At 70.4% G+C, this 15,031-nt stretch carries 12 protein-coding genes and 1 pseudogene; 8 read left to right on the top strand and 5 right to left on the bottom strand.

Annotated features, from left to right (window positions below):
• Nucleotides 1-40: 40 nt before the first annotated feature.
• Nucleotides 41-388, top strand: coding sequence for a hypothetical protein (locus ABIE67_RS23130; protein ID WP_370260461.1), 348 nt, complete (start codon nucleotides 41-43; stop codon nucleotides 386-388).
• A complete protein-coding gene (locus ABIE67_RS23125) occupies nucleotides 385-639 on the top strand; it encodes a type II toxin-antitoxin system RelE/ParE family toxin (protein WP_370260460.1) in 255 nt (84 codons plus the stop codon). Before ABIE67_RS23130 ends, ABIE67_RS23125 begins: the two co-directional genes overlap by 4 nt.
• A 189-nt stretch (nucleotides 640-828) precedes the next feature.
• Here the strand turns inward: ABIE67_RS23125 and ABIE67_RS23120 are convergent, their stop codons facing one another.
• A complete protein-coding gene (locus ABIE67_RS23120) occupies nucleotides 829-1,146 on the bottom strand; it encodes a hypothetical protein (protein ID WP_370260459.1) in 318 nt (105 codons plus the stop codon).
• A gap of 43 nt (nucleotides 1,147-1,189) precedes the next feature.
• Complete coding sequence (locus ABIE67_RS23115; RefSeq protein ID WP_370260458.1) at nucleotides 1,190-2,131, bottom strand: transposase; 942 nt, start codon at nucleotides 2,129-2,131, stop codon at nucleotides 1,190-1,192.
• Between the two features lie 210 nt (nucleotides 2,132-2,341).
• Here ABIE67_RS23115 and ABIE67_RS23110 point away from each other — a divergent pair, with 210 nt between their 5' ends.
• The 6 genes from ABIE67_RS23110 to ABIE67_RS23085 all read left to right on the top strand — a co-directional run bounded on the left by ABIE67_RS23110 (nucleotide 2,342) and on the right by ABIE67_RS23085 (nucleotide 11,023).
• Complete coding sequence (locus ABIE67_RS23110) at nucleotides 2,342-3,082, top strand: response regulator transcription factor (RefSeq protein ID WP_048582309.1); 741 nt, start codon at nucleotides 2,342-2,344, stop codon at nucleotides 3,080-3,082.
• Nucleotides 3,079-4,686 (top strand): ATP-binding protein, encoded by a 1,608-nt coding sequence (locus ABIE67_RS23105; protein WP_370260456.1) that lies wholly within the window; start codon nucleotides 3,079-3,081, stop codon nucleotides 4,684-4,686. The genes ABIE67_RS23110 and ABIE67_RS23105 overlap by 4 nt, the downstream gene beginning before the upstream one ends.
• Nucleotides 4,687-4,700: 14 nt before the next feature.
• Nucleotides 4,701-6,224, top strand: a complete 1,524-nt coding sequence (locus ABIE67_RS23100) for a glycosyltransferase (protein ID WP_370260455.1) — start codon at nucleotides 4,701-4,703, stop codon at nucleotides 6,222-6,224.
• A complete protein-coding gene (locus ABIE67_RS23095; RefSeq protein WP_370260454.1) occupies nucleotides 6,221-8,485 on the top strand; it encodes an ArnT family glycosyltransferase in 2,265 nt (754 codons plus the stop codon). The genes ABIE67_RS23100 and ABIE67_RS23095 overlap by 4 nt, the downstream gene beginning before the upstream one ends.
• A gap of 116 nt (nucleotides 8,486-8,601) precedes the next feature.
• Nucleotides 8,602-10,122 carry an MFS transporter gene (locus ABIE67_RS23090; protein WP_370260452.1) on the top strand — a complete coding sequence of 507 codons (1,521 nt, stop codon included), beginning with the start codon at nucleotides 8,602-8,604 and terminating at the stop codon, nucleotides 10,120-10,122.
• 133 nt (nucleotides 10,123-10,255) lie between these two features.
• Nucleotides 10,256-11,023: a TetR/AcrR family transcriptional regulator gene (locus tag ABIE67_RS23085; protein WP_370260450.1), complete on the top strand. Its 768-nt coding sequence runs from the start codon at nucleotides 10,256-10,258 to the stop codon at nucleotides 11,021-11,023.
• A 20-nt stretch (nucleotides 11,024-11,043) separates the two neighbouring features.
• Here ABIE67_RS23085 and ABIE67_RS23080 read toward each other — a convergent pair whose 3' ends face one another.
• The 3 genes and pseudogenes from ABIE67_RS23080 to ABIE67_RS23070 form a co-directional block, all read right to left on the bottom strand.
• A complete protein-coding gene (locus ABIE67_RS23080) occupies nucleotides 11,044-11,517 on the bottom strand; it encodes a PPOX class F420-dependent oxidoreductase (protein WP_370260449.1) in 474 nt (157 codons plus the stop codon).
• 50 nt (nucleotides 11,518-11,567) lie between these two features.
• On the bottom strand, nucleotides 11,568-12,401 hold the full coding sequence (locus ABIE67_RS23075; protein ID WP_370260448.1) for a YceI family protein: 834 nt from the start codon (nucleotides 12,399-12,401) through the stop codon (nucleotides 11,568-11,570).
• Nucleotides 12,402-12,508: 107 nt separating this feature from the next.
• Nucleotides 12,509-15,029: pseudogene (locus ABIE67_RS23070) on the bottom strand (MFS transporter).
• Nucleotides 15,030-15,031: the final 2 nt, after the last annotated feature.

Here is a 15,031-nt window from a genome sequence, read left to right as displayed (position 1 = left end):
CCGTAGCGGTACCTTGGCCGCACGGCGGAAGGGGACGCGGATGGCAGGCGAGTGGCGGGACGCGGTGGAGGAAGCCCGGGAGGCCACCGGGTTCACGGGCGATGTCCTCCAGCGCACGATCGATGGCATCGGGGCGGCGCTGCGGCTCGATCACCGCGCCGACTTCTATGCGGAGCTGGGCGCCCTGGCGGACTCCGGCGGTTTCGAGGCGTTCCTCAACCACTGGTGGACGCAGGCACTGGCCGACGCCGCCCCTGACACGGAGGCGCGCGAGCAGGCGATCGACTTCGCCGATGTGGCCGTGTCCCTCTTCGCGCGTGCCGTCGGCGGTCCGAAGTCCGGCCAGTCCGAGATCGACGCCATCGTCGCCGGGATCGAGGCCCGTTGAGTTACACGATCATCTGGGAATGGACGGCTTCCGAAGGCCTCAAACGGCTCCGGGCCCGTGACGGCGACGCGGTGAAGCCCTTCGTGAAGGCGATCAACACCCTCGCCCACAACCCCGAACCCGGCACAAGCAGCAAGCTCGGCACCACCAACCTGAGGCGGCTGCGGGTCGGTGTGTACAGAGCAACCTACGAGATCGACGGTGGCAGCATCGCCATCAAGATCCTCATGGTGGGCAGTACGGCCGCCTGACAGCCCGACTGGCTGACCGCCGACCCGTCTGACCAGGGGAGCGCTGAGGTGCCGTCCGGGACCGGTGGCATCGAAGGCCCAGTACTTCCCGGTACATCCCAAGAGCTGCCTGAGAGCCTCCTGTGCGTTTCTTAGGGAATTCACAGGTTCTCGTGTTTGTAGCGAATGGTGATCTTGGGGTGGCGGGCTCTACGCCGCGGCTGCTTCCCAGGCGCGGATGACCGCGGCGATTTCATCGGGACCGGGTTGACCTGCAGGGTTGTGAATATGGCGGGCGGCGATGATCGTCCGGCGAAGCTTGATCACCATGTCGCTGAACGCCGGGGTCGCCTTCGTCGCGTACCAGGGCTGTCGTGCGCGCCGGTCGGCGATGTCGGCGGGGTGGTGCCCGTGGGCGGCGTACCAGAGGACGACGATGGTGTAGACGGCCAGGCCGAAGGGGACGGTGCGCTCCACCGCGCGCCGGGTGCGGTTGCGGGCCTGGCCGACGCCGAGATCCTGGCGCATGTGCTCGAAGATCGATTCGATCGGCCAGCGCGTGCCGTACCGTTCAATGAGGTCGTCGGCGGGACTGACCAGGTCGGTGCTGATCAGAGCGAGGTCGTACGGGCGGGTCGAGTTCAGGTCGCGGATCAGGACGAGGCGGACCGGGAGGTCCTTGAAGGCTCCGTACCACAGGCATTCCCTCTCGGTGATCCACACGAACTCCATGCGCCCGTAACGCTCCACGACGGCAAGGCGCCATGTCGCCGTCTGGGCAATCGCGGTCAGTGAGCCCAGCGCCCTGCCCTTCTTGCGGGGCCGTCCCCGCTTGTTGGTCTTGGGCGGGGGTCGGCGCGGACAGGGCGGCGTTGCGCGGGAGTCGGGTGGTGAAGGTGACCGACGGGGGCAGGTCGGCGACCTTGCCGGAGTGGTAGGCAGCGTCGCCGGTGACGTGGAGAGTGCGGCCGGGGAAGAGCGCGGCCAGGTCGTGGACCATCTCCAGGGCCAGGTCGGTGCGGGAGGCGGTGGCCTTGCCCCGCCACAGCCGGGCGGCCACCGGCACAGCGACCGGCTTGGCGAGGAAGGGCAGGCGGACCACGACCGCGCAGATGACCCAGGTGTTGCCGAACCCGAGCTTGTCCTTGCCCCGCCCGGAGCCGTCATGCGCCCACAGCGCCCCGAAGACCTTCCTGCCGACCCGGTGCAGCAGGGTGTCGTCGACGACAGCCAGGATCGGCGCGTCCGCTGGGAGCAGGGCTTCGACCACGGCTCGGGCCAGGCGCAGGCCGAGCTGGTCGGGATCCCACGAGGCCTCAGAGAAGAAGGCGTGGGCCCTGCGGTGCGGCCACAGCCGCGACAGTCCCGCCCCCGTCAGCATCCCGGTGACCGTACGCCGCCCCGTCTGCGCGGCCATCCCGGCCACCAGATGGCAGAACGTCTCGAACGAATGCTTCGTGAAACACGGACGAGTGACCTGCAGAACAAGCAGCAACGACGCCGGTAACGTCATCCCCGGAACCATCAGCGGCAACTTCCTCGCTTCGAGGCGGTTGGATCAACACCGCTGATGGTTCTTCACGTTCAGCCTGACGTTCCGCAAGCCACTCAGCGGGCTCACCCGAACAGGGAAGCCACTATCTGTTCAAGATCACGATTCTCCGCAAAGTCGAGACAGGTTTCAGAAAGCGTGTTCTCAGAGGACCCCGACATCGTGTTCACCATGACCACGACCTCGCCCCAGGGGCGCACCGAACTGCTGAGGCCGGACGGGAGCCCCGTCCGAGTGCTTGTGGTGGACGACGAGCTGTCGATCACCGAACTTCTGTCCATGGCCCTGCGCTATGAGGGCTGGCAGATCCGGAGTGCCGGTGACGGCACCGGTGCGGTGCAGACCGCGCGTGAGTTCCGGCCCGACGCCGTCGTCCTGGACATGATGCTGCCGGACATGGACGGGCTGACCGTCCTCGGGCGGCTGCGGCGGGATCTGCCGGACGTGCCGGTGCTGTTCCTGACGGCCAAGGACGCGGTCGAGGACCGTATCGCCGGGCTCACCGCCGGTGGGGACGACTACGTCACCAAGCCGTTCAGCCTGGAAGAGGTCGTCGCCCGGCTGCGGGGGCTCATCCGGCGGTCCGGGGCCGCTGACCGGCGGTCCGACTCCGTGCTGGTCGTCGGGGACCTCACCCTCGACGAGGACAGCCACGAAGTGTCGCGGGCCGGGGAGAACATCCATCTCACCGCCACCGAGTTCGAGCTGCTGCGGTTCCTCATGCGTAATCCGCGGCGTGTGCTCAGCAAGGCCCAGATACTCGACCGCGTGTGGTCGTACGACTTCGGCGGGCAGGCCAACGTCGTCGAGCTCTACATCTCCTACCTGCGCCGGAAGATCGACGCCGGTCGCGAGCCGATGATCCACACCCGGCGTGGTGCCGGTTACCTGATCAAGCCCGCCGCGTCATGAGCGGGCGACGACGACCGCGTACGCAGAAGAGACGAGCGGGTCAGCCGCGCACCCTGCGGGCGCGGCTCGTCGTCGCGTCGGTCGTACTGATCGCCGTGGTCGCGGCGGTGATCGGCACGGTGACCACGCTCGCCCTGCGGTCTCATCTGTACGAGCAGCTGGACGACCGACTGCGCGAGGTCAGCGGACGGGCCGCAGGCTTCGCGCCCCCTGGTGCCGACCTCGACAAGAAGGACACGGACGACAAGCCCGCCCAGACCTTCACCCTCGATCAGTTCGTCACGCGCGGACCCGATTCGAAGAACATGGTCGCCGCCAAGGTCCAGAACGGCCTCATCACCGAGGCCAAGGTCGGCAAGGAGTCGGCCGACAGCGCCGACTTCAGCGGCATGGACCCCGTCGACCTCAACGAGGCCCAGATCAGCGCGCTCAACTCCGTCTCCCAGGACGGCGACGAGCACACGACCGAGCTCCCGGGCCTCGGTGACTACCGCGTCACGTACCGGACCGGCCACAACGGCAGCTACTACGTCGCGATCCCGACCGCGGATGCCGACAAGACGCTCAGCACCCTCGTCCTCATCGAAGCCAGCGTCACCGCCGCCGCCCTGGTCGCCGCCGGCATCGCGGGCACCATCATCGTCGGCGTAGCCACGCGCCCCCTCCGCCGAGTCGCCACCACCGCCACCCGGGTCTCCGAACTCCCCCTCCACACCGGCGAGGTCAACCTCAGCGAACGCGTCCCCGAGTCCGAGACCGACCCGCACACCGAGGTCGGCCAGGTCGGTGCCGCGCTGAACCGGATGCTCGACCATGTCCACGCCGCCCTGCACTCCCGCCAGCAGAGCGAGATGCGGGTACGGCAGTTCGTGGCCGACGCCAGCCATGAGCTGCGCACGCCCCTCGCCTCCATCCGCGGGTACGCCGAGCTGACCAGACGCGGCAGAGAAGACGTCGGGCCGGACACCCGGCACGCCCTCGGCCGTATCGAGTCCGAGGCCGGCCGGATGACGCTGCTGGTCGAAGACCTGCTGCTGCTCGCCCGGTTGGACGCCGGACGGCCCCTCCAGTTCGAGCAGACCGACCTCGTCCCGCTCGTCGTCGACACGATCAGCGACGCCCGCGCGGCCGGCATGGACCACAACTGGCGGCTCGACCTGCCCGACGAGCCCGCGCTCGTGTCGGCGGACGCGGCCCGGCTGCAGCAGGTCCTCGTCAACCTGCTCGGCAACGCCCGCAACCACACCCCACCCGGTACGACGGTCACTGCCCGTGTTCAGCGGCGGGGCCCCTGGATGTGCGTGGACGTGGAGGACAACGGGCAGGGCATCCCGGCCGATCTGCTCCCGCACGTCTTCGAACGGTTCGCGCGCGGCGACTCCTCGCGCTCCCGTGCCTCCGGCTCGACCGGCCTCGGCCTGGCCATCGTGGAGGCCGTGGCGACCGCGCACGGCGGTGCCGTGACCGTCGACAGCGTGCCCGGACGCACCGTTTTCACGGTGCATCTGCCGGCGCTGCCCGCGCAGCCGAGCCCCGAAATGAGCTGGCAACAGCACTCACAGGCACAGCACAGCGTCACCACATGGGCGGAACAGGGCGCCTGACGAAAGTCGGTCTCATGCGAACCGACTCTTCTCCCGGCACCCTGCCGGCGCGGGAGCACCTCCCGGCCGGCGACGCCGGTACGCCTGTCCTGGACGTAGTGATCCCCGTCTACAACGAGGAGAAGGACCTCCAGCCGTGTGTGCTGAGACTGCATGATCACCTCAAGCGCACCTTCCCGTACGCGTTCCGCATCACGATCGCGGACAACGCGTCGACGGACACCACCCCCCAGGTGTCGCAGCGGCTGGAGGCGGAGCTTCCGGAGGTCAAGTCCTTCCGGCTGGAGCAGAAGGGCCGCGGCCGGGCGCTGCGGACCGTCTGGTCCGCCTCGGACGCCCCGATCCTCGCCTACATGGACGTGGACCTGTCCACCGACCTCAACGCCCTGCTCCCGCTGGTGGCGCCCCTGATCTCCGGTCACTCGGACCTGGCGATCGGCTCCCGGCTGGCCCGTAGCTCGCGGGTGGTGCGCGGGCCCAAGCGGGAGTTCATCAGCCGGGCCTACAACCTCATCCTGCGCGGCTCGCTCCAGGCCCGCTTCTCGGACGCGCAGTGCGGTTTCAAGGCCATACGGCGAGATGTCGCGCAGGTGCTGCTGCCGCTGGTCGAGGACACCGGATGGTTCTTCGACACGGAGATGCTGGTGCTCGCCGAGCGCGCGGGGCTGCGGATCCACGAGGTGCCGGTCGACTGGGTCGACGACCCCGACTCCACGGTCCACATCGTGAAGACGGCGACCGACGACCTCAAGGGCGTGTGGCGGGTCGGCAGGGCCCTGGCCACCGGCTCGCTGCCGCTGGACCGGCTCACCCGCCCCTTCGGCGACGACCCCCGCGACCGCGAGATCCAGGACGTACCCAAGGGCCTGGCCCGCCAGCTCGTCGGCTTCTGCGTCGTCGGCGCCCTCTCCACCCTCTTCTACCTCCTCCTCTACAGCGGCTTCCGCGTCTTCACCGGTTCGCAGATCGCCAACGCGCTCGCCCTCCTGGTCTCCGCGATCGCCAACACGGCGGCCAACCGGCGCCTCACCTTCGGAGTGCGCGGCCCCGGCGGCGCCGTACGGCACCAGGCGCAGGGCCTGGTCGTCTTCGGCATCGGCCTCGCCCTGACCAGCGGTTCGCTCGCCGCCCTCAACGCGGCCAGCAGCGACCCCGCGCACTCCACCGAACTCGCGGTCCTCATCGCCGCCAACCTCGCGGCGACGGTCCTGCGCTTCCTGCTCTTCCGGGCCTGGGTGTTCCCGGACCGCGGCGACACCGACTCGACGGTCGTCGTCTCCCACCTGCCGGTCCCCACCCCGTCCTCGCCGACCTACTCCATGGCCGGCCAACCCGCCGCCCCGTACGGCCCGCTTCCGCAACGCCCGCTCCCGCAACACCCGGCGGCGCAGCGCCCGATGGCGCAGAGCGCGCCCCGCCCCACGTACGACACCGCACAGTTCCGCGCCGGTGAAGCCGCGGACGGCACCTGGCGGGACCACACCGTGCAACTCCAGCCGGTGCGCCCGCACGACACCGACCCGAGGGACTCCCGATGACCATCCACTACGACCGGACGACGACGCCCGACAGAGACACGAGCCCCGAGACCTGGGGACCGCCCCCGCACCCCCCGCACCCCACGGACCGCACGGATCCCACGGACCCCACGGACTCCACCCACTCCACGCCCGCCACCCCGGCCCCCGACGCCGGTGAACCCAAGCAGCCTTTCGTACGGCGACTGTGGCGCGGCCGGCCCGAGGACCCGCGCTGGGCCCGCCCGGCCTTCTTCGGCCTCCTCCTCGCCACCCTCGTCCTCCACCTCTACAACCTGAGCGCCTCGGGCTACGCCAACTCCTTCTACTCGGCGGCCGTTCAGGCCGGCAGCCAGTCCTGGAAGGCCTTCTTCTTCGGCTCGCTGGACGCGGCCAACGCCATCACCGTCGACAAACCCCCGGCCTCCCTGTGGCCGATGGCCCTGTCGGTGCGCCTCTTCGGCCTGCACTCCTGGGCGATCCTCCTCCCCGAGGTCCTCATGGGCGTCGGCACGGTCGCCGTGGTCTACGCGGCCGTACGCCGCCGGTTCAGCCCCGCGGCCGGTCTGATCTCGGGGGCGGTGCTCGCGCTCACCCCCGTCGCGGCGCTGATGTTCCGGTTCAACAACCCGGACGCGATGCTGGCCCTGCTGATGGCCGTGGCCTGCTACTTCGTCATCCGCGCCCTGGAGGACGGCCGTACCAGGTGGCTGCTGTGGGCCGGCGCCGCGATCGGCTTCGCGTTCCTCGCCAAGACCCTCCAGGCCTTCCTGATCCTGCCGCCGCTCGCCCTCGTCTACGGCGTCTGCGCCCCGGTGTCGGTGAAGAAGCGGATCGGTCAGCTGGCCGGGGGCCTCGCCGCGATCGTCGTCTCCGGCGGCTGGTGGGTCGCCATCGTCGAGCTGTGGCCCGCCTCCTCCCGCCCGTACATCGGCGGCTCGCAGAACAACTCCTTCCTGGAGCTGACCTTCGGCTACAACGGCCTCGGCCGGCTCAACGGCGAGGAGACCGGCAGCGTCGGCGGCGGTGGCGGCGGCACCGGCGGCGGCAACTGGGGCGAGACCGGCTGGGACCGCCTGTTCAGCTCCTCCATCGGCGGCCAGATCTCCTGGCTGATCCCGGCCGCGCTGATCCTGCTGGTCGCGGCCCTGGTGGCCACCCGCAAGGCGAGCCGTACGTCGGTGACCCGCGGGTCGTTCCTCGTCTGGGGCGGCGCGCTGATCACGACCATGCTGGTCTTCAGCTACATGCAGGGCATCTTCCACGAGTACTACACGGTGGCCCTCGCCCCCTACATCGCCCCGCTGATCGGCATGGGCGCGGCGCTCCTGTGGGAGAAGCGCGACAAGGCCTGGGCCTCGCTGAGCCTGGCGGCCGCGATGACGGCCACCGCGGTCTGGGGCTACGTCCTGCTCAACCGCTCCTCCGACTACCTGCCCTGGCTGAAGTGGGTCGTCCTGGTCGGCGGTCTGGCGGCGGCGCTCGGCCTGGTCTTCGCAGACAGGCTGGGCCGTCAACTCACCATGGGCGTCGTCGGCCTGGGCCTCACCGCCGCGCTGGCGGGCCCGGCCGCGTACACCCTCACCACGGTGAACGAGGGCCACACCGGCTCGATCGTCACGGCCGGCCCCGCCGTCGCGGGCGGCCGCGGTGGCCCGGGTGGCGGCGGCGGTCCCGGTGGTCGCGGCGGCTTCGGCGGCGGCATGCCGGGCCAACAGGGCCAGAACAACCAGCAGGGCGGCCAGAACCAGCAGAACGGCAACGGCTTCCCCGGCGGCGGCATGCCCGGTCAGCAGGGCCAGCAGAACGGCAACGGCACCACCCAGAACCAGCAGGGCCAAGGCCAGAACCAGCAGGGCGGCATGCCCGGTGGTGGCATGAGTGACGGCGGCGGTGGCGGCATGGGCGGTCTGCTCAACGGCGCCAGCGTCAGCGACGAGGCCAAGGAACTGCTGGAGAAGAACGCGGGTGACTACACCTGGGCGGCCGCGGCCATCGGCGCCCAGAACGCCGCGAGCTACCAGCTCTCCACCGGCGACCCGGTGATGGCGATCGGCGGCTTCAACGGCACCGACCCGTCCCCGACGCCGGCCCAGTTCAAGAAGTACGTGGCGGACGGCAAGATCCACTACTTCATCGCCAGTGGCAGCGGCGGCGGCATGGGCGGCAGCAGCGACGGCACCTCCTCGCAGATCAGCTCCTGGGTCCAGGAGAACTTCGAGTCGGTGACGGTCGACGGCACGACGTTCTACGACCTGACGCAGCCGAAGAGCGACAGCTGACGGTCCCTGCGACAAGGGGCGGTGGCCTGGGCCACCGCCCCTCGTCGTATCTCCGGCCGTATCTCCGGCCGTATCTCCGTTGTACGCCGTACAGGAAGTGCTCTACGGTGTACAACATGACGACGTCCCCCCAGGAACAGGCCCCGGTCCAGCCGCAGCCCCAGGCTCCTGGCGGCCATCCGCAGCGCTGGCTGATCCTCGGTGTCCTCTGCCTCGCGGTCCTCACTGTGGTGCTCGACAACACCGTCCTGAACGTGGCCATCCCCTCGCTCACCCGTGAGCTGGACGCCGGCACCTCCGATATCCAGTGGATGATCAACGCCTATTCGCTCGTGCAGTCGGGTCTGCTGCTCACCGCGGGCAGCGCCGCCGACCGCTACGGCCGCAAGAAGATGCTGGTCGCGGGCCTGGCGCTGTTCGGCGTGGGCTCGCTGGTGGCCGGTCTCGCCGACTCCACGGGCCAGTTGATCGCGGCGCGGGCCGGGATGGGCGTCGGCGGCGCGCTGCTGATGACCACCGTCCTGGCCGTGGCGATCCAGATCTTCACGCCCGAGGAGCAGCCGAAGGCGATCGGCATCTGGGCCGCGGTGAACTCACTGGGCTTCGCGGCCGGACCCCTACTCGGCGGTTTCATGCTGAACCACTTCTGGTGGGGCGCGATCTTCCTGATCAACATTCCGGTCGCGGTGCTCGCGCTGGTGGCCGTCGTGGTGCTCGTCCCGGAGTCGAAGAACCCGCAGGGTGACCGGCCCGACCTGCTGGGCGCGGTGCTCTCCACGATCGGCATGGCCTCCCTGGTCTACGCGATCATCTCCGGGCCCGAGCACGGCTGGACGTCCGGCCGGGTCCTGGTGACGGCGGCCGTGGCGATCGTCGTGCTGGCCGCCTTCGCGTCCTGGGAGAGCCGGATCCCGTACCCCATGCTCGACCTGCACTTCTTCCAGAACCGGCAGTTCACGGGAGCGATCGCGGGAGGCGTGCTGATCACCTTCGGGATGGGGGGATCACTCTTCCTGCTCACGCAGCACATGCAGTTCGTGCTCGGCTACGAGCCCCTGGAGGCCGGCCTGCGGACAGCTCCGCTCGCCCTGATGATCGTGGCGCTCAACTTCACCGGTGTGGCGACGAAGTGGGCGACCCGGCTGGGGACTCCGCTAGCCATCGGGCTGGGCATGGCGGTGATGGCCGGCGGCCTCGCCTCCATCGCCTTGATGCCCTCCGGCGGGTACACCGGCACGCTGCTGGGGCTGGTGCTCATCGGTGCCGGAGCCGCGGTGGCGAGTCCGGCGATGTCTCACGCGATCATGAGTGCGATTCCGCCGGCGAAGGCGGGGGTCGGCGGCGGGATCAACGGCATGGTGGCGGAGTTCGGCACAGGGCTCGGCGTCGCGGTGCTCGGGGCGGTGCTCAACGCCCGCTTCGCCGCGCTGATTCCGGTCGCCGCGGTGTCCCTGCCGGGGGCGTTGGCGGCCGCGCGGTCGGAGGGGGAGAGGGTGCGGATCACGGACGCGTTCGCCTCCGGGCTGGAGACCAGTCAGCTGGTGGGGGCGGTGGCTGTGTTGTCCGGGGGTTTGGTCGCGGCGGTGTTGCTGCGACGGGCTGAGCGGGCAGAGTCCGCCCAAGGCCTCGGGACATAGGGTTGTCGGGCGGCTGCGGGGCCGTTGCGGCTGGTCGCGCCCACGCGGCGGAGCCGCATGTCAGGCGCAGTCCCGCGCCCTTGAAGGGTCGCGTACCGTGACCGGCGCTTCGAACGTCTAGGAAGGGTGCGCCATGGTGAGGTCGGCCGGGCAGTCCGCGCGTGCCAGCGTCTGGCTGGAGGGCAAAGCGCGTCGAGGCGGTCGTGGCGGTGGGGGACAGCCCTCCGGGCTCGACCGGGACCGCATCACCGCGGCCACCGTCCGGTTGCTGGACGCCGAGGGACTGGCCAAGTTCTCGATGCGGCGGCTGGCCGCCGAGCTGAACGTGACCGCGATGTCCGTCTACTGGTACGTCGACACCAAGGACGACCTCCTCGAACTCGCCCTCGACGCCGCGTTCGGCGAACTGACGCTGCCGGACCCGGAGGCGGACGAGGACTGGCACGACCAGCTGCGCGCACTGGCCCGCGGCTACCGCGACCTGCTGGTCCGTCACCCCTGGCTGTCGCCGCTGATCGGCACCTACGTCAACATCGGCCCGAACAGCCTCGCCTTCTCCCGCCACGTCCAGCGGGTCATCCGCAAGACCGGTCTGCCCGCGCACGGCCTGGTGGCCGCCATCTCCGCCGTCTTCCAGTTCGTCTACGGCTTCGGCACGATGGAGGGCCACTTCGTCACCCGCAGCGCGGCCTTCGGCATGACCCCGGACGACTACTTCCAGCACGCCATGAGCACGGTCACCCAGGCCCCGGACACCGCCGACATCGTCCAGGACGCCTCGGAGCTCATGGCAGCCCGGGGCGGCGACACGGTCGAGGAAATGTGGGAGAGGGACTTCGAGTTCGCCCTGGACCTACTGATCGCCGGGATCGAGGCGATGGTGGCGCGCAGCGCCCCATAAGGGGCGCGGGACCGTGCCTGTCAGGCGCCGCCCTCGACAAGCCGCGCCGGAAACCCACCGGTCGCCACCGGCCCCCACCTCTCCGGCGTGACCCGGATAATCGACTTCCCCTGCTTCACCATCGCCGCCCGGTACTCGTCCCAGTCCGGATGCTCCCCCGAGATGTTCCGGAAGTACTCCACGAGCGGCTCCACGGACTCCGGCGAGTCGATCACCTCGGCGGACCCGTCGATCTGCACCCACGGCCCGTTCCAGTCGTCGCTGAGCACGAGGACACTGACCCGAGGATCCCGCTTCGCGTTCCGTGTCTTCGCCCGCTCGGGGTACGTGGAGACCACGATCCGCCCCGAGTCGTCGACCCCGCAGGTCAACGGCGAGGCCTGCGGGCTGCCGTCGGCCCGCCGGGTCAGCAGGAGAGCGCGATGACGAGGCCGTACGAAGTCCAGCAACTCTTCGAGCGAGACGCGGTTGTTCGTCGCGATGTTCGGTGCCATGGGGCTCAGCCTAGGCGCAGGCGGGCCCGCTCAGCGTGACCCTGCCGTGCCTATCCTTGCGGCAGCGACTCCCCCTGCACCGCCTGGATGTCCAGCTCCACCTTCAGCGTCGTGCCGATGGCCGCGATGCCGGCCTGCACGACCTGGTTGTAGTTCATGGCGAAGTCGTCCCGATGGAGTTCCGTCGTCGCCCGGAACGCCGCCCGCGTCCCGCCCCAGGGGTCGGCCCCGGTGCCGAGGTAGGCCAGGTCCAGGTCCACGGGCCGTACGACGCCGTGCATGCCCAGCTCGCCGTGGACCGTCCAGCGGTCGGAACCCGCGGCCGCCGTGACCCCCGTCGACCGGTACGTGATCTCGGGGTACTTCTCCACATCCAGGAAGTCCGGCGACTTCAGATGCCCGTCCCGCATGTCGTTGCCCGTGTCGATCGAGTCGGCCCGGATCACCGCCTCCACCCGGGACTTGGTGACGTCGTCGGGCGCGATCTCGATGGCGCCCGCGAAGTGCGTGAACCGGCCCCGCACGCTGGAGATCCCCAGGTGCTGGGCCACGGCGGCCACGCCGGAGTGCGCCGGGTCGATGGTCCACGGCCCGGGCGGCGGCAGTTCCGTGCCGCCCTGCCGGGCCAGCGTCACCGTGCCGACCTCGGCCCGCCCGCTCGCCGTGACGATCGCGCTCGCGGCGGCGGGCGCGTAGCCGACGGCGGTGACGATGACGGTGTACGCCCCCGGGGCCAGCGGATTCGCGTCCCGTACGGCCCCCTCCGCGTCCGCCTCCGCCCGCAGCACCTGCGTTCCGGTCATGTCGGTCACCGTGACGACGGCGTGCGACAAGGCCCATCCGTCCCGGGTACGGATCCTCGCGGTCAGTCCCGTCAGCCCCATCCCGTCCAACTCCCTGCAAAGACTTACAAATTGGCCATAAAGAATCCGGCCCGTGGCGGGGCGCACCTCCGCTCGGAGCGCGCCGCACACCACGGGCCGGGGTCCTGCTACTCGCCGGGGTGGGCGAGTTCGATGTCGTGGCCGTCCGCGCCGCGGCCGGTCACCGTCAGTGCCGTCGCCACCGGCGGGTAACCCGTCGCGATGACCGTGTACTCGCCGCCGTCCAGGTCGGTGAAGGCGTACGCCCCGTCCGTCCCGGTCGTCGCCGTGCCGACCACGTTGCCCGCCGCGTCGACCAGAGTGACCCGCGCGTCGGCCAGCGGACCGTGCGGCGCCCGTACGACACCCTGGACCTGGGCACCCGCCTCCAGGTCGACCTCGATCCGGGTGACCCCGGTGCCGCCGATCTCGACGGGCAGGGCGCGCGGCCGGTATCCGGCGGCGTTCACCGCGACGGTCACGGCACCCGGCACCAGCTCGGCGAAGCCGAACTCGCCCTGCTCCCCGGTGGCGGCGGTGGCCAGCAGGTCCCCGCGGACGTCGGTGACGATCACCATCGCGTCCTTGACGGGCAGCGCGCTCCCCGCGGCCCGGACCACACCGGTCAGGCCGCTGGTGCCGCTGAGCAGGATGTCGTACGCCACCGGCTCGTCACCGTCCGCGACGATCGTGGAGGCCTGCGGCTGGAAGCCGTCGGCGGAGGCGATCAGGACGTACGAGCCCGCGCCGGGCGCGTCGACCGCGTACGAACCGTCGGCCTGCGCCACCGACCGGCCCAGCTGCCGTCCGGCCAGCGAGATCAGCGTGACCGCCGCCTGCGGCACCGGCGCGCTCTCGGCGCCCCGCACGAAGCCGCGGACCGGGACCCCGCCGGACGAACCGGTGGTCTCCTCGGGGCGGGCCACCGTGGCGACGGCGGCGAGCTTCTGGGTGCCGTCGGAAGCAGCCTCGGTGTCGGAGGTGGCGGTGGCCCAGCTCGGGACCCGCTCCTGCGCGGCGGCGGCCGGCGCGGCGGCCTCGGCCGGCTCCGGCGTCCCGGGCTCGGTGCCCTCGGCGGCCTGGGCCAGGGGCGCCCTTCGTCTTCAACGGGACCTCCTTGATGAACAGGGCGAACAGGAGGGCGAGGAAGGCGATCGGCGCGGCGTACAGGAAGACGTCCGCGACGCCGTGACCGTACGCGCTCTCGATGACCGTGCGGACGGGCGCGGGCAGCGCGTCGAGGTCGGGGATCTCGCCGTGGCCCGAGGAGCCCTGCACGCCGAGCTTGGTCAGGCCCTCCTCGGCGTAGTGGGTGATGCGGTGGCTGAGGACCGCGCCGAGCGCCGAGACGCCCATGGCGCCGCCGAGCGAGCGGAAGAAGTTCACCACCGAGCTGGCGGCGCCCAGGTCGCTCGGGTCCACCTGGTTCTGCGTGGCGAGGACCAGGTTCTGCATCATCATGCCGACGCCGAGACCCAGCAGGGCCATGAAGATCGCGACGTGCCAGTACTCGGTGTCGTAGCGGATCGTGCCCAGCAGCCCGAGGCCCGCCGTCACCAGCACACCGCCGGCCAGCAGCCAGGCCTTCCAGCGGCCGGTGCGGGTGATGACCTGGCCGGAGACGGTCGACGAGACGAACAGGCCGACGATCATCGGGATGGTCATGACGCCGGACATGGTCGGCGACTTGTCGCGGGCCAGCTGGAAGTACTGGCTGAAGAAGATCGTGCCCGCGAACATCGCGATGCCGACGAAGAGTGAGGCCAGCGAGGCGAGGGTGATGGTGCGGTTGCGGAACAGGCGCAGCGGGACGATCGGCTCGCTCGCCTTGGACTCGACGAGGATGAAGATCAGCAGCAGCGCGAGTGCGCCACCCGTCATCGCGTACGTCTGCCACGACAGCCAGTCGTACTTGTCACCGGCGAAGGTGACCCAGACCAGGAGCAGGCAGACCGCTGCGGTGATGAAGAAGGCGCCCGCCCAGTCGACCTTGACCTTCCGGCGCACGACCGGCAGGTGCAGGGTGCGCTGGAGCACGATCAGGGCGACGACGGCGAAGGGCACGCCGACGTAGAAGCACCAGCGCCAGCCGAGCCAGTCGGTGTCGGTGATGACGCCGCCGATCAGCGGGCCGCCGACCATCGCGGTGGCGAAGGTGGCGCCGAGGTAGCCGTTGTAGCGGCCGCGCTCACGCGGGGAGATCATCGCGGCCAGGATGATCTGCGCCAGCGACGACAGACCACCCATGCCGATGCCCTGCACCGCGCGGAACGCGATGAGCATCCCGGCGTTCTGCGACAGACCGGCCAGCGCGGAGCCGGCCACGAAGATCACGAGGGCCAGCTGTATGAGCAGCTTCTTGGAGAACAGGTCGGCGAGCTTGCCCCACAGCGGGGTGGACGCGGTCATCGCCAGCAGCGACGCGGTGACCACCCAGGTGTAGGCGCTCTGGCCGCCGCCGAGGTCCTTGATGATGTCGGGCAGGGCGTTGGAGACGATCGTCGACGACAGGATCGCCACGAACATGCCGAGCAGCAGCCCGGTCAGCGCTTCCATGATCTGCCGGTGCGACATCGGAGCGCCGTCGGCGTGGGCGCCTGATGAGTGCTTGGCGTGGGCCCGCACACCGGCTGGTGTGGTCGTTGCCATGG

This window comes from Streptomyces sp. V4I8 (assembly GCF_041261225.1).
In the GTDB taxonomy this organism is placed as follows: Bacteria; Actinomycetota; Actinomycetes; order Streptomycetales; family Streptomycetaceae; genus Streptomyces.
Note: the sequence above shows the minus strand (reverse complement) of the source record. Positions and strands in the feature narration are given on the sequence as shown.